The 21,323-nt window shown below is 60.3% G+C and carries 20 protein-coding genes; 9 read left to right on the top strand and 11 right to left on the bottom strand.

The genetic code is table 11. The features are described from left to right. Positions 1 to 38: 38 nt before the first annotated feature. Positions 39 to 335 (bottom strand): DNA-binding transcriptional regulator Fis, encoded by a 297-nt coding sequence (fis, locus tag BN1128_RS02805; RefSeq protein ID WP_005309538.1) that lies wholly within the window; start codon positions 333 to 335, stop codon positions 39 to 41. A gap of 25 nt (positions 336 to 360) precedes the next feature. Continuing rightward, a complete protein-coding gene (gene dusB / locus BN1128_RS02800) occupies positions 361 to 1,326 on the bottom strand; it encodes a tRNA dihydrouridine synthase DusB (protein WP_005318109.1) in 966 nt (321 codons plus the stop codon). 290 nt (positions 1,327 to 1,616) lie between these two features. Here dusB and BN1128_RS02795 point away from each other — a divergent pair, with 290 nt between their 5' ends. From BN1128_RS02795 to BN1128_RS02780, 4 genes are all read left to right on the top strand, one after another. Beyond that, positions 1,617 to 3,023 (top strand): TolC family protein, encoded by a 1,407-nt coding sequence (locus BN1128_RS02795; protein ID WP_042866157.1) that lies wholly within the window; start codon positions 1,617 to 1,619, stop codon positions 3,021 to 3,023. Positions 3,024 to 3,096: 73 nt separating this feature from the next. After that, a complete protein-coding gene (locus BN1128_RS02790; protein ID WP_082030339.1) occupies positions 3,097 to 4,101 on the top strand; it encodes an HlyD family secretion protein in 1,005 nt (334 codons plus the stop codon). Next, positions 4,101 to 5,246: an ABC transporter permease gene (locus tag BN1128_RS02785; protein WP_042866156.1), complete on the top strand. Its 1,146-nt coding sequence runs from the start codon at positions 4,101 to 4,103 to the stop codon at positions 5,244 to 5,246. Before BN1128_RS02790 ends, BN1128_RS02785 begins: the two co-directional genes overlap by 1 nt. A 64-nt stretch (positions 5,247 to 5,310) precedes the next feature. Next, a complete protein-coding gene (locus BN1128_RS02780) occupies positions 5,311 to 6,513 on the top strand; it encodes an ABC transporter permease (RefSeq protein ID WP_042866155.1) in 1,203 nt (400 codons plus the stop codon). 59 nt (positions 6,514 to 6,572) lie between these two features. Here BN1128_RS02780 and BN1128_RS02775 read toward each other — a convergent pair whose 3' ends face one another. The 3 genes from BN1128_RS02775 to BN1128_RS02765 all read right to left on the bottom strand — a co-directional run bounded on the left by BN1128_RS02775 (position 6,573) and on the right by BN1128_RS02765 (position 8,967). After that, on the bottom strand, positions 6,573 to 7,208 hold the full coding sequence (locus BN1128_RS02775; RefSeq protein WP_042866154.1) for an SDR family oxidoreductase: 636 nt from the start codon (positions 7,206 to 7,208) through the stop codon (positions 6,573 to 6,575). Between the two features lie 134 nt (positions 7,209 to 7,342). Then, entirely contained in the window at positions 7,343 to 8,197 is an 855-nt protein-coding gene (locus BN1128_RS02770) for a DnaA ATPase domain-containing protein (RefSeq protein ID WP_042866153.1), read from the bottom strand. Between the two features lie 71 nt (positions 8,198 to 8,268). Further along, positions 8,269 to 8,967, bottom strand: coding sequence for a DnaT-like ssDNA-binding domain-containing protein (locus BN1128_RS02765; protein WP_042866152.1), 699 nt, complete (start codon positions 8,965 to 8,967; stop codon positions 8,269 to 8,271). A 398-nt stretch (positions 8,968 to 9,365) separates the two neighbouring features. Here BN1128_RS02765 and BN1128_RS02760 point away from each other — a divergent pair, with 398 nt between their 5' ends. Continuing rightward, positions 9,366 to 10,337: a response regulator gene (locus tag BN1128_RS02760; protein WP_042866151.1), complete on the top strand. Its 972-nt coding sequence runs from the start codon at positions 9,366 to 9,368 to the stop codon at positions 10,335 to 10,337. A 74-nt stretch (positions 10,338 to 10,411) separates the two neighbouring features. Here the strand turns inward: BN1128_RS02760 and BN1128_RS02755 are convergent, their stop codons facing one another. The 3 genes from BN1128_RS02755 to BN1128_RS02745 form a co-directional block, all read right to left on the bottom strand. After that, entirely contained in the window at positions 10,412 to 11,809 is a 1,398-nt protein-coding gene (locus BN1128_RS02755) for a peptide MFS transporter (RefSeq protein WP_042866150.1), read from the bottom strand. Between the two features lie 213 nt (positions 11,810 to 12,022). Then, positions 12,023 to 12,934 (bottom strand): UTP--glucose-1-phosphate uridylyltransferase GalU, encoded by a 912-nt coding sequence (gene galU / locus BN1128_RS02750; protein ID WP_042866188.1) that lies wholly within the window; start codon positions 12,932 to 12,934, stop codon positions 12,023 to 12,025. A gap of 93 nt (positions 12,935 to 13,027) precedes the next feature. After that, positions 13,028 to 13,348, bottom strand: coding sequence for a ComEA family DNA-binding protein (locus BN1128_RS02745; protein ID WP_042866149.1), 321 nt, complete (start codon positions 13,346 to 13,348; stop codon positions 13,028 to 13,030). Positions 13,349 to 13,514: 166 nt separating this feature from the next. Between BN1128_RS02745 and cysQ the strand changes: the two genes are divergently transcribed. Continuing rightward, complete coding sequence (gene cysQ, locus BN1128_RS02740; RefSeq protein WP_042866148.1) at positions 13,515 to 14,285, top strand: 3'(2'),5'-bisphosphate nucleotidase CysQ; 771 nt, start codon at positions 13,515 to 13,517, stop codon at positions 14,283 to 14,285. A gap of 89 nt (positions 14,286 to 14,374) precedes the next feature. Here the strand turns inward: cysQ and BN1128_RS02735 are convergent, their stop codons facing one another. The 3 genes from BN1128_RS02735 to BN1128_RS02725 form a co-directional block, all read right to left on the bottom strand. Continuing rightward, positions 14,375 to 14,671, bottom strand: a complete 297-nt coding sequence (locus BN1128_RS02735; RefSeq protein WP_042866147.1) for a YciI family protein — start codon at positions 14,669 to 14,671, stop codon at positions 14,375 to 14,377. Between the two features lie 24 nt (positions 14,672 to 14,695). Further along, positions 14,696 to 15,247: a septation protein A gene (locus BN1128_RS02730; protein ID WP_042866146.1), complete on the bottom strand. Its 552-nt coding sequence runs from the start codon at positions 15,245 to 15,247 to the stop codon at positions 14,696 to 14,698. A gap of 116 nt (positions 15,248 to 15,363) precedes the next feature. Further along, positions 15,364 to 16,869 carry a pyridoxal-dependent decarboxylase gene (locus BN1128_RS02725; RefSeq protein WP_042866145.1) on the bottom strand — a complete coding sequence of 502 codons (1,506 nt, stop codon included), beginning with the start codon at positions 16,867 to 16,869 and terminating at the stop codon, positions 15,364 to 15,366. A gap of 213 nt (positions 16,870 to 17,082) precedes the next feature. On the opposite strand from BN1128_RS02725, the gene trhA reads away from it, so the two are divergent. The 3 genes from trhA to BN1128_RS02710 all read left to right on the top strand — a co-directional run. After that, entirely contained in the window at positions 17,083 to 17,718 is a 636-nt protein-coding gene (gene trhA, locus BN1128_RS02720; RefSeq protein ID WP_042866144.1) for a PAQR family membrane homeostasis protein TrhA, read from the top strand. Positions 17,719 to 17,836: 118 nt separating this feature from the next. Then, positions 17,837 to 19,498, top strand: a complete 1,662-nt coding sequence (locus BN1128_RS02715) for a putative transporter (RefSeq protein WP_042866143.1) — start codon at positions 17,837 to 17,839, stop codon at positions 19,496 to 19,498. Between the two features lie 227 nt (positions 19,499 to 19,725). Continuing rightward, the coding region (locus BN1128_RS02710) for a retention module-containing protein (RefSeq protein WP_042866142.1) at positions 19,726 to 21,323 on the top strand (1,598 nt) is incomplete at its 3' end.

The following is a 21,323-nucleotide window of genomic DNA, read 5'->3' as shown; positions in this document are numbered from 1 at the left end:
GAAAGTGCTTTTATTTTCAATAGCTTAGTCGTTGAGGCTTAGTTCATGCCGTAGCGCTTGAGTTTCTTGCGCAGGGTGCCACGGTTGATGCCCATCATCACAGCGGCGCGGGTTTGGTTACCGCGGGTGTATTGCATGATCACGTCCAGCATGGGAGCTTCGACTTCGGAGAGGACCATATCGTACAGATCAATCACTTCCTGACCGTTCAACTGGGCCAGGTAGTTACGCAGGGCCTGTTGCACAGAGTCACGCAGGGGGCGCTGGGTCGGCTCGGCAGCGTGATTGTGAGTAGTTGTTACCAATGCATCAGAAGTCAGGGTTTGTTCGAACATATTCGGTCGGCTCTTTAGTTATGCGTTAACCTAATCCATCGAAATACGCTTCGAGTGCCTCTAGTTGTGCGTCTGCACAATCCAGGGCATTGAAGTGCTTACGGAATTCTCGGCCCGTCTCTTCTTCATCCAGATACCAGCCCACGTGTTTACGAGCAATGCGCGCTCCCAGATATGCACCATAAAACTGGTGCAGGTTGGTTACATGCTCGTTCATCAGGGTGCGAACCTCTTCCCTTTCGGGAGGCGGCAGCTTGGTGCCCGTCTCAAGAAAATGACGGATTTCCCGGAAAATCCAGGGTCGTCCTTGCGCTGCACGGCCGATCATCACGGCATCAACGCCGGTATAGTCGAGGACATACCGGGCCTTCTCCGGGCTGTCTATGTCGCCATTGGCGACAACAGGAATCGATACGGCCTGCTTAATCGCCTTAATCGTGTCGTACTCAGCGTGACCCCGGTAGAGGCAGGCACGGGTACGACCATGCACGGCGAGGGCCGCGATACCGCAATCTTCGGCGATTCGGGCGATCTCCTCGCCATTGCGGTTATCCGGATCCCATCCTGTGCGGATCTTCAAGGTAACAGGCACATCCACTGCATCCACTACGGCCCGGCAGATGGTTCTGACCAGATCGGGATGGCGCAGCAGGGCGGAACCTGCCAACTTCTTGTTCACTTTTTTTGCTGGACAACCCATGTTGATGTCGACGATCTGAGCGCCCTGCTCCACGTTGTAGCGGGCGGCAAACGCCATCATCTCGGGGTCGGCTCCGGCAATCTGGACCGATCGCAAGCCACCTTCTGCAGAGTGATCCATTCTCATCCTGGTTTTCTGGGTATCCCAGACATCCGGGTTGGCCAGCAGCATCTCGGAAACGGCCATGCCAGCGCCCAATCGCAAACAAAGTTCACGAAATGGTCGGTCTGTTACACCGGCCATGGGAGCCACAATCAAGGGAGTTTCAAGCGTGTGGGGACCTATCTGCATTCCACGGTTACCATCGGCTTAGGGCGGCGTATATTACGCATTTTTTAGTCAGGAGAAAAGGTTAGTATTTGAGCGTCAGCCATTTTTTTCTGAAAAAAACGTCGCGCCAAGGCTTGCAAATTCAGGAGTGCTTGAAAATCAGGCATATTGTCGGGGTGAGTTTACGGGGTCAAATGAGCGAGGGACTCGACTATTTGCCTGTCCCCATCCGGTTGGGGTTTGCGCTATGATAGCGGGCTTGAATCGAGCAAAGGCTCCAAACAATTTCATTACAAACAGATTGGGGATGTATGACGTCAAGGTTCATCAAATCTCTCTGCCCGTGTCTGCTGGGGGCCGTGCTGGGTTCTGCCCAGGCGCAGACGGTCAGTTTCGGCGAAGCCTGGAGCCGGGTCATCCAGCAGGATGACGGGCTGGCGGCGGAACAGGCCGGTGTGGATAGAGCCAAGCAACTGCGCGAGGCGGCCAAGGCCATGTATCTGCCCAAGGTGGACGTGGGGGCCAGCTATACCCATCTCGATCAGCCGATGGAACTGGACATGATGGATCTCAACCCCATCGCCAACCATCCGGAATTTGGCAAGGTGCTTGCGCCCGTCATGCAGGCGCTCAATCTCTCCGCCAGTGATTTCGTGACTCCCCTGACCAAGCAGAACGTGGTAACCAGCTCGGTCAAGATGCTGTGGCCGCTGTTTACCGGTGGTCGCATCGATGCCGCGCAGGACATTCGCCAGGCGCAGGTGAGCGAGGCGCAGCAGCTGCTGGTGCTCAAACAGCAATCCACCTTCGAGAGCCTCTCCCAGACCTATTTCGGGGTGGTGCTGGCGGCACAGGTGGTGCAGACCAAGCAGGAGATAGAGCAGGGGCTGGCTCATCATCTGGATCATGCCAGGAAGCTGGAGGCCCAGGGGCAGATCGCCAAGGTTGAGCGGCTGTCGGCCCAGTCGGCCTATGACAGGGCGCGCATCGATACCCAGAAGTCCCGCCGAAGCCTGGAGATTGCCCAGTTGGCACTCGGCCACATGCTCAAGCTCAAGCAGGCTGAACCCAATACCCAGCTCTTCATCAACGACAGCATGCCGCAACTCGATGCCTTCGTGCAGGAAACCCTGGCGGTGCATCCCGGCCTCAAGCTGCTGGCTGCCAAGAAGGAGCAGGCTCAGGGCATGATCAAGCTGGAGAAAGGCAAATATGCCCCCGAGCTGTTCCTGTTTGGTAACTACAACCTCTATGAGGATGATTCGCTGGCCTCCAAGACCACGCCGGACTGGTTGGTCGGGGTCGGCGTCAGCATGCCGCTGGTGAGCCGCGACGGTCGCTCCGAGACGGTACAAGCGGCCAAGAGCGCGGAGCTGCAAGTCAATCTGCTGCAAGCCAAAACCCGCCAGGATCTGGAGCTGCTGGTCGAGAAGACCTGGCGCGAGGCGGCGCAGGGGCTGGAAGAGTACCAGTCTCTCTCCTCCACTCAGGCGCTGGCCGAGGAGAACGTGCTGCTGCGGGACAAGGCATTCGGGCAGGGGCTCTCCACCTCGCTGGATGTGGTGGATGCCCAGAACCAGCTGGCCGGGGTCAAGACCCAGCGTGCCGCTGCGGCCTATCAATATGTGATCTCGCTGGCACGCCTGTTGGCGCTCTCCGGTCAGATGAACAGTTTCAATCAATATCAGCATGGTCAGGCGATCGAGGTGAATTCATGATCGAGGCCCTGTCTGTCCCGTTTTCCATGTCTGTTTCGACCGCCAAGGGTCGCCCGTTTGTCGAGGTGAATGCATGAGTCATCCCCCCATCAAGAAGAAGATGAGCCAGGCCAAGCCGCTGCTGCTGCCACTGGCGCTGGTCCTGCTGGTGATCTGGCTGGGCTGGCGTTTCTGGCTCGCCTATCAGCCCGAGCCGGTGCGCCTGCAGGGCCAGGTTGAGGCGCAGCAGTATTCGGTCTCCTCCAAGGTGGCGGGCCGCATCGACGAGGTGCTGGTGAAGAAGGGTGACCAGCTGGCCCGGGATCAGCTGGTGTTTACTCTAGCCAGCCCCGAGATCGAGGCCAAGCTGAGCCAGGCCAAGGCGGGTCAGGCCGCAGCCGGGGCCATGGCCGAGGAAGCGGAGAAGGGCGCGCGTGCCCAGCAGATCGCAGGCGCCAAGGATCAGTGGCAAAAGGCCAAGGCGGCAGCCCTGCTGCGGGCCAAGACCTATGAGCGCATTGCCAGCCTGCACCGGGATGGCGTGATGCCGTTGCAGAAACGGGATGAAGCCTGGACCGCCTGGCAGGCAGCCAAGTACAGTGAAGGCATGGCCTGGCAGCAATACCAGATGACCCTGGAAGGGGCACGGGAAGAGACCAAGGTGGCGGCGCGCGAGCAGGCCAACATGGCGGCGGGCTCGGTGGCGGAAGTGGAGGCCTATCTGGCCGATACCCGCATCGCCAGCCCGCACGCGGGGGAGGTGTCCCAGGTGCTGCTGCGCAGCGGCGAACTGGCGCCGCAGGGCTTCCCGGTGGTGACTCTGCTCGACATGAGCGATGCCTGGGCCCAGTTCCATGTGCGTGAAGATCTGCTGCCCCGCTTCTCGCTGGGCACTGAGTTCGATGCCACCATTCCGGGCCTGGGTGAGCAGACGGTGCGCTTCAAGGTGACCCACGTGGCCGTGATGGGGGATTTTGCCACCTGGCGTGCCACGGATACCCGTCAGGGCTTCGACATGAAGAGCTTCCAGGTGGAGGCGCGCCCCTTGCAACCGGTTGACGGTCTGCGAGTCGGCATGAGTGTGCTGGTCGAACTCTGATGAGACGTGAATGGCGGCTGTTGTGGCAGGATCCGTTCGGTCGTGCCCTGATGAGCTGGGTTCCCTTGCTGTTGATGGGAACCCTCTGCTGGATCTTCTCGGCCGGGCTGGCCCGGGATCTCAACGTCGGTCTGGTGGATCTGGATCAGAGCGTCCTCTCCCGTCAGCTGGCGTTCTCGCTGGACGGTTCCGCCGGCCTGCGCCTTGCCGGCCAGTTCGACTCCATCGACGAGGGGGCACGCGCCCTGCGCGGGGGAGACATCTATGCCCTGGTGGTGATCCCTCACCATCTGGAGCGGGATGCCCGTCAGGGTACCCAGCCCAAGGTGACAGTGTTCAACAACAGCCAGTTCATCCTGATCGCCAAGCTGGTCAACTCGGCCTTGTCCCAGGTGGTGGGGACCCTCAACGGCCAGGTGGGCGTACTGGCCGCCATGGCCGATGGCAAGGTCATGTCCGGCGCCCTGGGGCAATCCGTGCCCATCAGCAATCAGGTGACTGCGCTCTACAACATCAACTCCAGCTATGCCCAGTTCCTGCTGAGTGCCCTGTTGCCGGCGGTGTGGCAGATCCTGGTGGTGCTCTATGGGATCAACGCCCTGGCCCGTACCGATCGGCTGGGGCTGGACTGGACCAGCCAAGGGGTCTGGTTCGGCCTCTGGCGCACTTTGCTGCCCCATGTGCTGATTGGGTGGGCCTGGGGTCTGGCGTGGAGCCTGATGCTGTTCAAGGCGTTTGGCTATCCGATGCAAGGTAGCTGGCTGGTGCTGACACTGGGACTGGGGCTGGCTTCGGCCGCCTGCGTCAGCATGGGGGCCTTCTTCTACGGCGTCATCCGGGATCCGGCCCGCGCCCTGTCGCTGGCGGGCGCCTATACGGCACCGGGCTTTGCCTTCATGGGCGTGACCTTTCCGGTCAGTGCCATGGGGGACTTCGCCCAGTTCTGGCGCAGCCTGCTGCCCATCTCCCATTATGTGGAGCTGCAGATAGGGCAGACCAACTACGGCCAGCCGTTCGCTGCGGCCTTGCCCCAGTTCGGCGCCTTGCTGCTGTTCCTGCTGCCCCTGTTGCTGGTTGTTCGTCGTTACCAGCAGCAGGCCGAGCTGGCGCGCCAAGCTGCCGATAAGGAGCCTGCCTCATGCTAGATTTTTGGGGTTTGATACGGCTCGAACCGTGCTCTGCTGCCGGGCAGTGGAAGGAGTGGATGTCATGCTAGGTTTTTGGGATCTGCTGCGGCTGGAGCTGCGCACCCTGCTGGCCGATCGGGCCATCATGCTGACCCTGTTTGGTGGTGTCTTCTTCTACTCCTTCCTCTACCCGCAGCCCTACCTGCAGCAACTGCCAAGGGAAGAGCCTGTGGTGGTGGTCAATGAGGATGGCAGTCAGCTCTCCCGTCAGCTGGAGTTCATGGCCGATGCCACCCCGCAGGTGAAACTGGTGGCACGGGCCAACAGCCTGGAAGAGGCGCGCCAGCTGCTGATGGCGGGGAAGGGGAGCGGCATACTGCACATTCCCCGTCACTTCTACCGGGATCTGATGCAGGGCAGGAGCGTCACCCTGAGCTATGCCGGTGATGCCTCCTACTTCCTGGTCTACGGCACCATAGCCGAGGGGCTGGCGCTGGCGGGTGGCAGCCTGGCGGCCCAGATCAAGGTCACGCGTTTGCTCAGTCAGGGCGAGGCGCTGCCGCAGGCGGCCATGGGCTGGAATGCGGTCGGGCTCAATGTGCTGCCGGTGTTCAACCCCACCATGGGTTATGTGAACTACGTGGTGCCAGCCGTGTTCGTGCTGATCCTGCATCAGGTGCTGCTGATGGGCACCGGGATCCTGGGAGCGACCCAGAATCAGCGCAGTGCTCGCGGAGAGCATGGCTATTGGCAAAGCGCCCCCGTGCTTGCCCTGCTGCTGGCCAGAACCCTGGTGGTGGGCGGGCTGTTCGTGCTGCCGGTGACCTACTTCTTCGGCTTCTGCTTCGATCACTACAACATAGTGCGCACCGCCGAGCCGGCAGAGTTGTGGCTGTTCACCCTGCCGTTCCTGCTGGCGACCACCTGGCTTGGCATAGTGCTGGGGGCCCTGTTTACCCGGCGGGATCTGCCGACCCAGGTGGTATTGCTCTCCTCCATGCCGCTGGTCTTCCTGGCGGGCTTCATCTGGCCGCTGGAGCTGATCCCGCCCCCCCTCAACTGGCTGGCCCAGTGGGTGCCGAGCACTCCGGCCATCGAGGGCTTCTTGCGCCTCAACCAGATGGGGGCCGAGTTCGCCCAGGTTTCCCGCTACTGGTGGCAGTTGTGGGGGCTGGCACTGCTTTACGGTGGTCTGGCTTGTCTGCTGCTGCGCTGGCGCCAGCGGTCGCTTGTGGGCGAGGTGGCTGCGGAGACGGCAACTGAGCCTGGCCCCTCTGCCAGCTAGACGACATCAGACAGTAAAACGGTCAGCCTTGGGGCTGACCGTTTTGTTATCCGGATTGCTCACCCCCGGCTGAGGGTGGGATCGCCGATGGCGTAGATCTGTCCCACTGCCTGCTCATCGCTCAGCAGCTGCAACCCATGGTCCGCCACATCGGCGCGGCGCACCAGACCGTGCACCTCGCTCCCCTGGCTCAACACGGCCTGCCCGGTGGCCTCGCCATCCTGCAAGCCGGCCGGGCGAACTATGGTCCAGCTCAGTGCGCTGGTCTGCAGCCAGCTCTCCGCCAGGCTTTTCAAGCGCACCTCATGACCGAAGGCGGCCCGTGCCCGCTCGGGCAGGTATTGCCAGCTGTTGCCGCAACCCAGCGAGGTGACCAGCAGCAGGCGTTTGAGCCCGGCCAGCTCCATCTGATCGATCACCAGGCGGTTGCCTTGATAATCGACGGGGGCCGGCTGGCGGAAGCTGCCGAGGGTCGAGATCACCCCGGCCTCGTCACCTGCGAGTGAGCAAGCCTGCGCGACGGCCTGAGGGGCGAGGGCATCTCCCTCAGCCACCTCGACTCCCAATGCGCGCAGCTCGGCGGCCATCTCCGGGTTACGGACCAGGGCCACGACCCTGTGGCCCTGGCGCAGGGCGTGCTCGGTGAAGGCGCGGCCCAGCCCGCGGCTGGCTCCGAAGATGAGTGTGGTTGGCATTGTGCTGCTCCCTGTGGTGAAAGGATTAGCCTAGAGGGTTGGCGCAGCGCTGTAAATGAGAGTTGTTTTTATTTGAGGGGATGAGCAGGGGAAATGCGGCGAGCCGCGGGCAGGTGGCCCGGGCTCGCACAGGATCAGCCGTTGTAGTGGCCTATGTTGGGGCGCCGGCTGGGACCGCTCAGGTGGATATCCACCGGATTGAATGCCTTGATCGCCTCGAAGCTGAAGTCGCCGATGGCCTGATGCAGGCTCTGGGGGCTGTGGTTGGTGATGATGATGACGCTTTTTGACAGGTTGCGTCGGCGGCGCAGCAGGTGGCCGAGGAAGCTGGACTGGCTCTCCGCCATCTTGGCGCGGTTGGCCGACACCTCGTCGATGATCAGCAGGTCGACCTCTTCCAGTGCACGGCGGTACTGGTTGCGTTCCTCCTGATCCTGGATCACGTTGAAGAAGAGGCGGTCCACAATGGACGCCCACTGCTGGAAGATCACCGATTTTTGATGGCGCTCGATAAGCTCATGGGCCACGGCGCCCGCCAGGGTCGACTTGCCGGTGCCGTAGTCGCCATAGATCAGCATGCAGCCGCCGCCGCTCTTCTCCCAGTGCTCGAAGCCGCTGATGAAGTAGCGAGCCGTCTCCATGGGGTATTGCAGCGCCGGATCGGTGGCATCCATCTTCTCGAATACCCAGTCCGGGTTGAGGTCGGCCTGGGCGATCAGCTTCTGGATCCGCTCCTGGCGAGCCGCCTTCTGCAGCTCGCGCACCTCGGCGTTGGCCTTGGCGTCGTACTCCTTGCGCAGGGTCTCGTAGTCATACTGGCTGCCACCAGTCTGGGCCTGCAGACGACGAATGCGTTCAAGCAGGCCGCCCACGTGCTGGCTCAGCTCGGTATCGTGCACCCTGTGGTCCTGTTTGGCCTTGGCGATTCTTTTGCGCTTGGCTTCGATCTCTTCCAGCTCCTGGCGCAGGGGATCTTGCGGGTCAGTCATGGAATGCTCCTTCTGCTGTGTCAGGGATGGGGGGACAAGGCACTGATTTTGCCTGCAGGCGGGGGCCGCTATCAATCATTATCCGGTTCCTGCTGCGGCGCCTGTTCCTGGGGCTGCACTTGGGCCAGCCGTTTGGCCTCTTCTATCATCTGCTGCGCCCGCTTGCTCGGGCCTGAATCTGCTGGGGCTGACGTGACCTGCTGGTAACCTTTCGCCTCCATCGGCTGGCGACGGACGTAGCGGCGGGTCTTGAGCGCACGAATGAACTTGAGCATCCATTGATGCTGGGAGTCGAACACCTCGGGGCGGCCCAGCCAGTAGGCGATGAACTCCCCCAGATCCTCTTCGTTGTAGCTGGCATCTATCACCCCGCACAGGCGGGCGAGGGCGGGCAGCTCCTCATCCGGGCGCCACTGCAGGTGCATCTGGAAGGGGCGCTCCGGCAGCGGGCTGCGCACCTTCTGGGTCAGCAGCGGCAGCAGGAACGGACACTGATGGTAGTGCTCACTGTCGGCCTGCGCCTCGACCTGCAACAACCCGGCCTCCATCAGCTCGTCGAACAGCTCGGTCAGCTGGCGGGCATTGACCTGAAAACAAAAGCCGCTGGGATCGCCGGGATCGACCACCGCCAAGGCTCGCCCAAGTTCGGGATAGTTGAGCCGGGCCAGCTGATTTTCCTGTACCAGTCTGCGCAGCTGCAGGGTATAGAGGCTGCGAGCCGGATGGGACAATCTGGGATGGGCGAGGGCGCTGTATTCGGCTGGTGTCATGGTGCTCTTCACGATCTGGAGTGGAGGGCATTATCCCCCATGGCGGGGTCTCATACAATTCGTGCCGCTCGGGCAGGGGGCCGGCAGGCCAGTTTGTGGCCCGGGAATGAAGTTGGGTTCCACCCTGGTGGCAATAGCGGGCGTGAAATGAGCTCGGCATGCGTACTTGTATGGCGCTTTTTGCGGGTGGCTGGCTGGCCGAAAGGCCAGCATTCTCACCGGACTCATTGCACCGCGCTGGCGTCATTACCTGCTCTTTTTCAAACAGTTGGCTGCCAGGATAGCCATATTGCATACCCGCAATTGCGATTATGCAATCATCTGATTGGTCAAGCCCGTCCCTTATGGTCTAGGCTTAATGCTTAAATAACTAATTGACTAATAAGAGCTTTATCAAGATGTCAAAAGCCGGACTACGGATCCTGGTGGTGGAAGATGAAGCAGTTTTTCGCCACTCGCTGGTAACTTATCTCGAGCATGACGGGGCGTGCGTGTTCCAGGCCGAGGACGGGATTGAAGGCCTCTCTGCCGCCGCGCTCTACCACCCCGATATAGTGCTGTGCGACCTGAACATGCCCAACATGGATGGGCATGAGGTCATCGCCTGCCTGTCTGCCCGCTATCCCCATATCCCCGTCATCGTCATCTCCGGGCAGAGCAAGATGGAGGCGGTCGAGCGTGCGTTGCGCGCCGGTGCCCGCGATTTTCTGATCAAGCCGGTCTCGGACTTCGGTCAGGTGCGCCGCAGCATAGATCAGTGTCTGGCGGCCAACTATGGTCACGGGCAGCAACTGGAGTTGATGGATCACATCGACTTCTTTCGCGATCACGACAAGGCGGCCACCCGTCTGCTGGCCTGGTTGAGGCCACCCGGCTTGCAGGAGTGGGGCCCCTGGCAGGTGACGTTCGAGGGGATGGGCAACCTGTTCATTCCGGACACCTTCAAGCTGGACGACAAGCTGCTGGTGCTGGTGATGGAGCTGCCGGTCCTCGGTGTGGATGCCGCCTTCTGCGGCGCCCTGGTGCGTTCCCTGATGAATGCTCCCTATCGCCAGTTTCAGCACAAGGAGAGCCTGCTGCTGACCCAGCCGCACCGGCTGCTCGACTACCTCAACCTGCAGCTCGTCGAATCCGGCCTGCGCCACTCCTTCGCCATGGCCGCCCTGCTGTTCGATCAGGAAGATGGTCTGGTGTTTGCCAATGCCGGGCTCACCTCACCGCACTGGTTGATGCGCTCTGGCGGCCTGCCACTCGGTTTGCTGCGCAGCAGCCACTACGCGCTGCACAAGCGCAGCTGGCACGAGCCGTTTGACCTGCAGTTTCGCAGTGACAGCGGCAGCGCCCTCCATGTGCAGGTACGTCACCACTGAGGCAGATCTGTCGCGGACAGGAACAAACAGGGCGCCCATCGGGCGCCCTGTTTGTTCATCACAATCCGAACCGGTTAGACGGTGGCAGACTGCAGTTTCTTGTCGTGCTCTTCTGGCTCTTTGGCCGGACCTTCGGCACCGTGCATCCAGTAGACCAGGCGGTTGGCCATGGTCAGCAGGATCAGGGCACTGATCACGGCGGCGATGGCGATGCCGCCGAAGATGGCAATGGCACCGGACTCGCCGACGAAGGAGCCGACGAAGCCGGCGATGTAGTTGGCCAAGGCAACGAAGCCGAACCAGGCACCCATCATCAGGGAGGCCAGACGCAGCGGAGCCAGCTTGGTCACCATGGAGAGACCGATCGGAGAGAGGCAGAGCTCACCCAGGGTGTGGAACAGATAGGCACCGACCAGCCAGAACATGGAGGTCTTGACGGCCTGATCGCCACCCTGCTCCAGCACTGCACCGATCATGAACAGGAAGCCCACGGCCAGGAACAGCAGACCCATGGCGAACTTCACAGGGGAGTTCGGCTCTTTGCTGCCGAGCTTGATCCAGATGGCCGCGACTATAGGGGCGAGCGTGATGATGAAGAAGGGGTTCAGGGACTGGAACCAGGCGGTCGGCACTTCGAAGCTGCCGATCATGCGATCGGTATATTCCTGTGCGTACAGGTTCATCAGACCACCGGCCTGCTCGAAGCCAGCCCAGAAGATGATGGTGAACAGACCCAGTACCAGGATGACCTTGATGCGATCCACTTCCTGCTTGGTCAGCGGCGCCTTCTGCTCCTTGGAGCGCTGTTCGGCGGCGCGCTGGGCGGCCGGCACACGACCTATGTCACCCAGGAAACGCTGGGCCATGGTGGCCTGCACCACCAGGGAGAGCAGCATGCCGATACCGGCGCTGACGAAGGCAGCTTGCCAGCCGTAGGCAGTCGCGGCGGCGCCACAGATCACGCCGGCCAGCAGGGAACCCAGGTTGATGCCCATGTAGAAGATGGTGAAGGCACCGTCACGACGGTGGTCACCTTCTTTGTACAGGTCACCCACCATGGTGGAGATGTTCGGTTTGAACAGGCCGTTACCCAGGATCAACAGGGCCAGGCCCGCGTAGAAGACGTTGTTGACCATCTCCGGGAACATGGCGTGCGGCAGGGCCAGGGTGAATTGACCCGCGGCCATGAAGATGGCACCGATCAGGATCGCACGGCGTTGGCCGAGGAAGGTATCCGCCAGCCAGCCACCTATGATGGGGGTGATGTAGACCAGACCGGTATAGATGCCGTACAGCTTGAGGGCGTCGGCCTGAGTCCAGCCCATGCCGCCGTTGGCAGTCATGTCAGTCAGATAGAGGACGAGCACGGCACGCATGCCGTAATAGGAGAATCTCTCCCACAGTTCGGTACTAAAGAGCAAAAAAAGCCCTTTAGGGTGACCTAAAAAGGTCCCTTTGGACGGATTATTCATTGGAACTTCCACCTGTGTCTTATATTTTTTTAGGAATTTTATGCAAGGGCTAGGAACAAGCCTTAATCCTTATAGAACAAGCGTGATTAAATTACAATATTATGATTTAGCGATATTTTATCTATCAATGGTTGAATATTTGTTTATAAAATGAAAAAGGGCATCGAATGATGCCCAGTATATAATTCTATTAACAGGTTAAATATTCAGCTATTACAACTGTTTGACGAACTGTTTCAGCCACGCAATGAATTCACCGTTCAGTTCCGGGTGGCGCACGGCATATTCCACGTTGGCTTTCATATAACCCATCTTGCTGCCGCAGTCGTGACTGCGACCCTTCATGAAGTAGGCGTTGACCTGCTCCTGCTCCATCAGCATGGCGATGGCGTCGGTCAGCTGGATCTCGTCGCCGGCACCGGCAGGCGTCTTCTCCAGCAGCGGCCAGATGTTGGAGGAGAGCACGTAGCGGCCGACCACGGCCAGGTTGGAAGGCGCTTCGTCACGGGGCGGCTTCTCGACGATGGCCTGCATCGGCAGGGACATGCCTTCGCTCAGGGCCTCGCCCTTGATGTCGGCGATGCCATACTTGTCCACCTCACTTTCGGGGACGGCTTCTACCATGATCTGGCTGATCTGATCCCCCTCGAACATGTGCACCATTTCGGCCAGGTTGTCCTGCTTGAGGTTGCTGGCCACTTCATCGATCAGCACGTCAGGCAGCAGGACCGCAAACGGGTTGTCGCCGATCAGCGGGCGTGCACACAGCACGGCATGACCCAGGCCTTTGGCTTCGCCCTGACGGACGTGCATTATGGTGACGTCTTTGGGGCAGATGTGTTGTACCTCTTCCAGCAGCTGCCGCTTGACCCGTTTTTCCAGTGTCGCTTCCAGTTCGAAGCTCTTGTCGAAGTGGTTCTCGATGGAGTTCTTGCTCGAGTGCGTCACCAGGATGATCTCCTTGATGCCGGCGGCGATGGCTTCGCGCACCACATACTGGATCAGCGGCTTGTCGACTACCGGCAGCATCTCTTTCGGGATGGCCTTGGTGGCAGGCAGCATACGGGTGCCCAAACCGGCGACAGGAAGAACGGCCTTGCGTACAACGAGCGGTGTCTTTTTCATGGAGAGAGTCCAGAGATACAAAGTGGGCTCATGATACCCGAAGAAAAATAGGGCAGCCACAGGCTGCCCTCATGATGGGGAGGTCCAAAGCGGTTACTTGACGATGATCATGTCCCGATTTGCTTCCAGGGTTGCCGGCCCTATGCCGCTGACATCGGCCAGTTGTTCGACCGTGGTGAACTTGCCCTGCTTCTCGCGAAAGTCGACGATGGCCTGGGCCTTCTTCTCGCCGATCCCCTTGAGAGCAGTTAACTCATTGATATTCGCCGTATTCAGGTTCACCTTGCCGCTCTCTTTCGCGGTGGTGACTGTGGTGGCTGGCTTGGCAGCCGGCTTGTCGGCGGCCAGCAGAGGCTGGCTCAACAGGGGCAGGCAGCTCAGCAGCAGGGTGGCGGTCAGGGTCTTGTAGTTCATGGCTTCACGTCCTTGTGTTGTGCGGGATAGCTATTGAGAATTAGCCGAGTTACGCCATTTTTTGTCTGTCATTTATGACACTTTATAAGTCAGAGCAAACGGCTATAAGCCTCCCTCATTCAAAATGGGTACACTGTGCTAACCAATTGACCAGGATGTCTTTTCTATGTTTTTTCCTGCAATTTCCGAGCTGGAGCCCATAGCCCGCGCCGCCGGTGACACCATCATGGCCCTCTACAGCCAGCCCTTTACGGTGGAGTACAAGGGTGACGAGAGCCCGCTGACCGCCGCCGACAAGGGGGCGCATGAGGTGATAGTGCAGGCGCTGACAGGGCTCACCCCCGATATTCCTGTATTGTCGGAGGAGTCCGGTCCCGAGGTGATGGAGTTACGCCATGGCTGGTCACGCTACTGGCTGGTGGACCCGCTCGATGGCACCAAGGAGTTTGTCTCCCGCAACGGCGAGTTCACTGTCAATATCGCGCTGATCGAGGATGGCAAGCCGCTGTGGGGGCTGGTCTATGCCCCTGTGCTGGACCGGCTCTGGTATGGCGGCAAGGGGATGGGGGCCTGGCGTGTGGCCGATGACAAGCGCGAAGCCATTCAGACCTTGCCTCATCAGGAGGGGGCGCCTTGGCGGGTGGTGGGCAGCCGCAATCATCTGTCCCAGGCCACCCTGGATTACCTGGCGCGCTTTGGTGACATAGCGCGGGGCGAGATTGAGCTGGTTTCCATGGGCAGCTCTCTCAAGTTCTGCGTCATTGCCGAAGGGGGAGCCGAGCTCTATCCGCGCCTCGCACCTACCTGCGAGTGGGATACAGCTGCGGCGCAGGCGGTGCTGGAAGGGGCCGGAGGCAGCGTGACCCAGCTCGATGGGTCGCCCCTGGTCTACAACAAGCCTGACATCCTCAATCCCTGGTTTGTCGCTAGGGCGTGAGCCCGTTTGTGATGCCGCTGAATAAAAAGAGGCCGGACTTGGTTGAACACCAGCATCCGGCCTCTTTGTATTTTGGGAATGGCGTTCTGTCAGAACACTTTCTTGAACGGCTTGATGGCCACCCTGGCGTAGACACCGGCCGCCACATAGGGGTCGGCATCGGCCCAGGCTTTGGCATCGGCCTGGCTGGCAAACTCGGCGATGACGGTGCTGCCGGTGAAGCCGGCATCGGCGGGATCGTCGGCATCGATGGCCGGGTTGGGGCCGGCGGTCAGCAACCGGCCTTCATCCTGCAAGGCCTGCAACCTGGCCAGATGAGCGGGGCGCACCTGCTTGCGCAGCGGCAGGCTGTTGGGAACATCTTCGGAGTAGATGAGATACCACATGAGAGGATCCTTTTCTGATGGCGGTTATTTTTTCAGCTCGCCTTTCTGCTCGGCGGGTAGGTGGCGGTAGAGATAGACACCGCTCAGCAGGGTAAACACCAGCGTCATGCCAAGCAGGCCGAACACCTTGAAGTTGACCCACATCTCCTGCGGCAGGTTAAAGGCTACGTAGAGGTTGAGCAGGCCACAGGCGGTAAAGAAGCCGACCCAGGCCAGATTGACTCTATCCCAGATGGCATCCGGCGCTTGCAGCTCTTTGCCCAGCATCTGCTTGATCAGGTTCTTGCCAAAACCGTAGCGGCTGATGAGCAGGCCCAGTGCAAACAGCACATTGATCACGGTCACTTTCCACTTGATGAAGGTATCGTCGTGGAAGAAGACGGTGAGGCCGCCGAAGAAACCGACCAGCAGGAAGGTAAACAGCTGCATCTTCTCGACCTTGCGATAACGCACCCAGCTGTAGATGAGCTGCAGACCGGTCACGACCACCAGGGCGCCGGTGGCCGTGTAGATGTCGTAGAACTTGTAGACCGCAAAGAAAACGATAAGTGGAATAAATTCAATAAATTGCTTCATGTCTGGCTCATAGCCCTCAAAAATTAGACCGCAAAATTTTGTCCAGTCTACCTGCAAGGTAGACAACGGCAAATGAATAAGACCGCCCATTTGGCGTCCAGTTCCCTGCCGCCTGCCTAGCCGAATAGCTGGCGGGAAATCTGGTCACCCAACCGCTTTTGGTCCGCCAGCAGCTCACGAATATGCTGCTCTTCGATGAGCGGGTTGAGCAGCACGGCGCGCAGCAGGGTGAGCGGCTGGGCACCGTAGCGCCCCACCGCCCGCTGGGTACGGGAGACAAAGCTGTGCCCCTCGGCCCGCTGGGCTTTCTGCAATGCGACGTTGAATGCGTTGATCTGGTCGTTGGCCAGCTCGTCCGGCGCCTTGCCCTGCAGATGAGGGGGGATGCAGCGGTAGGAGAGCAGGTTCATCACAGGGGCCGACATCAGTTCGAAGGCGGGGTCGGCATTGATGAGCGCGGCCATCAGGCGGGCTCTGTCGTAGTTGGCCTCGATAAGCCGGGCGTAACCCTGCTGGCCAAACAGCTGGAAGGCGGCATCCAGATAGAGTGCATTGGCGGGGCGGGTGCCCTCCAGGGTGAAGCGGCCCTGATCAAAGGAGCTGGCACGGATGGCGTAGGGTGCCTCCCGCTTGACCGTCATCATGAGGTCCGGTTGGCGGCAGAGCAGCATGCCGGTACCGAGCGGTACCAGCAGTTGCTTGTGACCATCCAGGGTCACGGTATCGGCCAGTTCAATTCCTGCAAGCAGTCCCTGATAGCGGGGCGAAAACAGGGTCGGGCCGCCCCAGGCGGCGTCCACGTGGAAGTGGATCTGCTCGTGGGCCGCGATGGCCGCCAGCTCGGGCAGGGGATCGATGGAGCCAAAATCGGTACTGCCGGCCACCCCGATCAGCGCCAGCACCTTGAGTTTCTGCTCCTTGCACTGGATGAGTGCCTGCTCCAGTGCCGCCATGTCAAGCCGGTTCTGGTCGTCGGTCGCGAGGCGCCAGACGCTATGCGCGCCCAGTCCCAGCAGATCCATCCCCTTGTCGAAGGAGTAGTGCATCAGGCGCGAGCCCAAGATCACGGCGCCGCGATAGCCCTGCTCATAGAGGGCGAACAGGTTGTCGCCACAGGCACGGTTGCGCGCCAGCCAGAGGGCGGTGACGTTGGCTATGGTGCCGCCGCTGGTCATGACGCCGAGGGCGGCATCCTTGGCATGCATCTGCTCGTCATAGAAGGCGTCGTCGGCGCGATAGATGAGGCGGTGCAGCTTGGCCAGCACCTCCCGCTCCAGAAAGCTGAGCAGGCGGGAGGACTCCATCTTCATCGGATTCTGGTTGAGCATCACCAGCAGGCGCGACAGCTCGGCGGTAAAGGCCGGCAGTGGCGCCGTCATGTGGCCCATGTAGCGTGGTGAGGTGAGATGGGAAGCACCGGGCACCAGACTGGCCAGCCGGGCCAGGTAGTCATCCATGGAGATGCCGACGGCCGGCATGCAGGATTGATCGAGCTGGTGGGTGAAGTGGTCGCGCTGGTAGGGGGCCTGACTGTCATCCGAGTGGTGGAAGGTCTCCAGCAGGGCCGTCACGGCCTGGCCGAAGGCCGGATCCGGTAGTGCAAACAGTTCAGTCAACTTCATCAGGTTCTCCAGACCGGGTTGCCAGGGAGTCACTGGGTGGTGAGCAGCCGTGGCGGCAACAGCTACGTGGGCATCGGCCGCAGAGCATACACCAAAGGCAAACGGGTGACAGCCATGAGCGCTGGCCAAATCAGATGCCATCCTCTTTAAGCTAACACTTGTACTCTGAAATGGCGGCGGCTAGAGTGAGCCCAGTTTGGGCAGGAGTATGCAATGAGCAGTGTGACGGATTATTCTCCCCGCGAGGAGTTGGCCAATCGCCTCAGCCACGGCTTGGGGTTGGTGTTCGGGATCCTGGGATTGATCCTGTTGTTGAACAAGGGCTGGGAACAGGGCACCCAGGCGCTCATCAGCTACAGCCTCTATGGCGGCAGCCTGGTGCTGCTCTATCTCGCCTCGACCCTCTATCACAGCATGGCGGAAGGGGCCGCCAGGTGCTGGTGCAAGGTATTTGATCACTGCGCCATCTATCTGCTGATCGCCGGCACCTATACCCCCTTCCTGCTGGTGGCGCTCGATACCCCGCTGGCCCAGGGATTGATGGTGGTGATCTGGGGACTGGCACTGGCGGGGGTGGTGTTCAAGCTGCTCTTCATCAACCGCTTCAAGAAGTTGTCGCTGTTTACCTACCTGATGCTGGGCTGGTTGTCGCTGGTGGTCATCTATCAGCTTTACATCCATCTGGAGGGGGAAGGCTTGCTGCTGCTCGGGCTCGGTGGTCTCATCTACAGCCTGGGGGTCATCTTCTATGTGGCCAAGCGAATCCCCTACAACCACGCCATCTGGCATCTGTTTGTACTGGGCGGCAGTGTTTGTCACTTTATGGCCATTTATGGTTATGTCGCCTGACTAGCCCTTAATTGGTATTTATTGCCGCTCAAAAGGATAAATTCGTGCGGTATCACACAGTTGGCGTCGGCGTTTGCTGACAAGCTAGGGACAGTTCAATTCGCAAAGGATGCACGAAATGAGTGATATCGCGCTTTCCATCAGCATGTTGTCGCTGGTGGCAGTGCTGGGGCTCTGGCTGGGAAACTGGCGAGTCTATGGCGTTGGTTTGGGGATCGGAGGTGTGCTGTTCGGTGGCATCATAGTGGGCCACTTCGCCGGCCTCTCGGGTCTCGCATTGGATGAGCAGACCCTGCACTTCATTCAGGAGTTCGGTCTGATCCTGTTTGTCTACACCATCGGCATCCAGGTCGGTCCCGGCTTTTTCTCCTCCCTGCGCAGTTCCGGCCTCAAACTGAATGGTTTCGCCGCCCTGCTGGTGTTGCTTGGCTGCGCGGTCGCGGCGGCGCTGCATCAACTGTTTGACGTGCCGCTGCCGGTGATCCTGGGGGTCTTCTCCGGCGCCGTGACCAACACGCCTTCCCTCGGTGCGGGTCAGCAGATCCTGGCTGAGCTGGGGGCTGTGCCCGGTTCGACCGGTTTGATGGGCATGGGGTATGCCGTCGCCTATCCGTTCGGCATCTGTGGCATCCTGCTCACCATGTGGCTCATTCGCATGTTTTTTCGCATCAAGATCGACGAAGAAGCAGCCCAGTTCGAGCAACAGGCCGGCAAGACCAAGGAGAGCCTGCAGACCATCAACATAGCGGTGCGCAACCCCAACATGCACGGCCTGATGCTGGGGGAGATCCCGAGCCTGGACGAAGCCGATGTCATCTGCTCCCGCCTCAAGCGTGGCGAGGAGCTGATGGTGCCACGGCCGGACTCGCGCATTGAACTCGGCGACCTGTTGCACCTAGTGGGTGAGCGGCATGCGCTGCGCAAGGTGTTGCTGGTGCTGGGGGAGGAGGTGGAAACTTCGCTCTCGACCCGAGGCACAGATCTGCGGGTGGAGCGGGTGGTGGTGACCAACGAGCAGGTGCTCGGCAAGAAGATCCGCGATCTCGACATCAAGCAGAAGTACGATGTGGTCATCTCGCGCCTCAACCGGGCCGGTATCGAGCTGGTGCCGACCAGCCAGACCAGCCTGCAGTTTGGTGACATCCTCAACCTGGTGGGTCGACTCGACGCCATAGAGGCGGTGACCAATGTGGTGGGCAACGTACAGCAGAAGCTGCAGCAGGTGCAGATGCTGCCGGTGTTCATCGGCATCGGCCTTGGCGTGCTGCTCGGCTCCATCCCCTTCTATCTGCCCGGGTTCCCGGCGGCACTCAAATTGGGTCTGGCGGGCGGCCCCCTAGTGGTGGCGTTGATCCTGTCGCGGATCGGCAGCATCGGCAAGCTCTACTGGTTCATGCCGCCGAGCGCCAACCTGGCGCTGCGGGAGATCGGCATAGTGCTGTTTCTGGCCGTGGTAGGCTTCAAGTCAGGTGCCGGTTTCATCGACACCCTGATCAACGGCGACGGCCCGGCCTGGATGATGTACGGCATGGCGATCACCCTGATCCCGCTGCTGGTGGTCGGTGTGCTGGCACGCCTGTATGGCAAGATGAACTATCTCACCCTGTGCGGATTGCTGGCCGGTTCCATGACGGATCCTCCCGCCTTGGCATTTGCCAACGGCATGCATCCCACCAGTGGCGCCAGTGCCTTGTCATACGCCACCGTCTACCCTCTGGTGATGTTCCTGCGGATCATCTCCCCCCAGTTGCTCGCCATTCTATTGTGGGCGGGCGCCTGATCATGACCCGGATGGGAGCACAGCCATGTGCTCCCATCATAAAAATGCAACGCATTGATCATCTTGATTTTATTAATTCCTACCTCCGTCATTGACCCTTCTGTTTAACCGGCCGATCCAGCTTCAAATCAGTCTATCCATTCGAATTTTCTAACTGGTTTCTGGCGCCGTTCACGGGCACATTAGACGGTGGAATATTGCATGCCAATAGAGATTCAGGAGAGAACATGAACAGCCACAATATCGCATTGGATCAGGACGTCGTCGTTACCCAGTTGAAAGGCAAGATTTACCTGGTCGCCGCAGATGGCAGCCAGAAGCAGCTCGCCGAAGGCGATATCCTGCCCAAGGATGCGGTGCTGATCACTCCTGAAGGCGCCAGCTTCAAGGGTGGCAACCAGACTTTCACCCTGAGCCCGACCAACGAGCAGCAGGTTGAGGATGAAACGTCTCAAGAGCCGCAGCTTGCCCAGAATGTGCCTGCCGGCAATCCCGATGACATAGCAGCCCTGCAACAAGCCATCCTGGGTGGCGCCGATCCGACCAAGGCGTTTGAAGCGGCGGCTGCCGGCGGTGCTCCTGCCGCAGGTGGCGGCAATATCGGCGGTGTGGCGGGCGCCAGCGGCAACGGTGGTTTCGTCACCATAGATCGTACCGGCGATGCCACCATAGCGGCGGCTGGGTTTGATACCGCCAACCAGGCCGACACGGGAGTGATTGGCGATGCGTTCGCGGGTGAGGAAGATCAGCTGATCGATCTGGTGCCACCGGTGATCACAGTCTCCGCCCCGGACAATACCAATGACACGACCCCGACTCTGACCGGTGCCACTGATGCCCCCGCAGGCAGCACAGTGACCCTGCTGATCACGGATGCCAATGGCAATCAACAGACCCTGACCACGACCGTCAATCCGGATGGCTCCTTCAGCGTGGATGTCACCACACCGCTGGCGGACGGCTCCTATACGGTCACTGCCAATGTCACCGATCCTGCCGGCAACACAGGCACAGCCACCGATGATGGCAGCGTGGACGGCACGGCCCCTTCTGCTCCGCTGGTGGAGATCCAGGATGGTGCGGACAACGTCATCTCAGCCAATGAGCGCGAGAACGGTGTGGATGTCATCATACGTTTGCCAGCCGATGCCAAAGTCGGTGATCGCCTCGATGTGGACTGGAATGGGGACGGGGTGCCTGACTCCAGCTCCATTCTGACCGCTGATGACATCGGCAAGACCCAGGTTACCCTGACCATTCCAACCACAGATCTGCCGGTCAATGGCCCCATCACAGTGGATGCCACCCTGACCGATCCTGCTGGCAACACCTCGCCCAAGGGCACTGACAACAGCGTGGTGAATGCCGCGCCTGTGCCAGGGGACGACCAGTTTACCGTGGAAGAGGACGGGACAGTCACCATCAACGTGCTTGGCAACGACTCCGACCTGGATGGCGATCGCCTCAGCATCACCGCCGTCAATGGCCAGGCCATTGCCGAAGGTGGCTCGGTGGCGATTGGCAATGGTTCCGTCACCCTGACCAACGGCCAGCTGGTATTTACGCCATCCCCTGATTTCAATGGCAATATTTCGTTCGAATACACAATCACAGATGGTTTGCACAGTGCCACTGGTGGCGTGACCGGGACTGTCACGCCGGTCAATGATGCCGCCATCATTGCCGGTGCTGACACTGGCGCGGTGACCGAAGATGCCAGCCCGGATGTGCTGACTGACAGCGGCGTGCTGACTGTGACCGACGTGGACGGGGCCGACGAGGCCAAGTTCGTGGCCGGCAACGGTACCCCGAGCGCCGATGCACT

Source organism: Aeromonas piscicola (genome assembly GCF_000820005.1).
Lineage (GTDB): Bacteria > Pseudomonadota > Gammaproteobacteria > Enterobacterales > Aeromonadaceae > Aeromonas > Aeromonas piscicola.
Note: the sequence above shows the minus strand (reverse complement) of the source record. Positions and strands in the feature narration are given on the sequence as shown.

Bases quoted from the DNA above. Each gene is read 5' to 3' on its own strand.
- fis (WP_005309538.1), bottom strand. From the start codon at position 335: ATGTTCGAACAAACCCTGACTTCTGATGCATTGGTAACAACTACTCAC.
- dusB (WP_005318109.1), bottom strand. From the start codon at position 1,326: ATGCAGATAGGTCCCCACACGCTTGAAACTCCCTTGATTGTGGCTCCC.
- BN1128_RS02795 (WP_042866157.1), top strand. From the start codon at position 1,617: ATGACGTCAAGGTTCATCAAATCTCTCTGCCCGTGTCTGCTGGGGGCC.
- BN1128_RS02790 (WP_082030339.1), top strand. From the start codon at position 3,097: ATGAGTCATCCCCCCATCAAGAAGAAGATGAGCCAGGCCAAGCCGCTG.
- BN1128_RS02785 (WP_042866156.1), top strand. From the start codon at position 4,101: ATGAGACGTGAATGGCGGCTGTTGTGGCAGGATCCGTTCGGTCGTGCC.
- BN1128_RS02780 (WP_042866155.1), top strand. From the start codon at position 5,311: ATGCTAGGTTTTTGGGATCTGCTGCGGCTGGAGCTGCGCACCCTGCTG.
- BN1128_RS02775 (WP_042866154.1), bottom strand. From the start codon at position 7,208: ATGCCAACCACACTCATCTTCGGAGCCAGCCGCGGGCTGGGCCGCGCC.
- BN1128_RS02770 (WP_042866153.1), bottom strand. From the start codon at position 8,197: ATGACTGACCCGCAAGATCCCCTGCGCCAGGAGCTGGAAGAGATCGAA.
- BN1128_RS02765 (WP_042866152.1), bottom strand. From the start codon at position 8,967: ATGACACCAGCCGAATACAGCGCCCTCGCCCATCCCAGATTGTCCCAT.
- BN1128_RS02760 (WP_042866151.1), top strand. From the start codon at position 9,366: ATGTCAAAAGCCGGACTACGGATCCTGGTGGTGGAAGATGAAGCAGTT.
- BN1128_RS02755 (WP_042866150.1), bottom strand. From the start codon at position 11,809: ATGAATAATCCGTCCAAAGGGACCTTTTTAGGTCACCCTAAAGGGCTT.
- galU (WP_042866188.1), bottom strand. From the start codon at position 12,934: ATGAAAAAGACACCGCTCGTTGTACGCAAGGCCGTTCTTCCTGTCGCC.
- BN1128_RS02745 (WP_042866149.1), bottom strand. From the start codon at position 13,348: ATGAACTACAAGACCCTGACCGCCACCCTGCTGCTGAGCTGCCTGCCC.
- cysQ (WP_042866148.1), top strand. From the start codon at position 13,515: ATGTTTTTTCCTGCAATTTCCGAGCTGGAGCCCATAGCCCGCGCCGCC.
- BN1128_RS02735 (WP_042866147.1), bottom strand. From the start codon at position 14,671: ATGTGGTATCTCATCTACTCCGAAGATGTTCCCAACAGCCTGCCGCTG.
- BN1128_RS02730 (WP_042866146.1), bottom strand. From the start codon at position 15,247: ATGAAGCAATTTATTGAATTTATTCCACTTATCGTTTTCTTTGCGGTC.
- BN1128_RS02725 (WP_042866145.1), bottom strand. From the start codon at position 16,869: ATGAAGTTGACTGAACTGTTTGCACTACCGGATCCGGCCTTCGGCCAG.
- trhA (WP_042866144.1), top strand. From the start codon at position 17,083: ATGAGCAGTGTGACGGATTATTCTCCCCGCGAGGAGTTGGCCAATCGC.
- BN1128_RS02715 (WP_042866143.1), top strand. From the start codon at position 17,837: ATGAGTGATATCGCGCTTTCCATCAGCATGTTGTCGCTGGTGGCAGTG.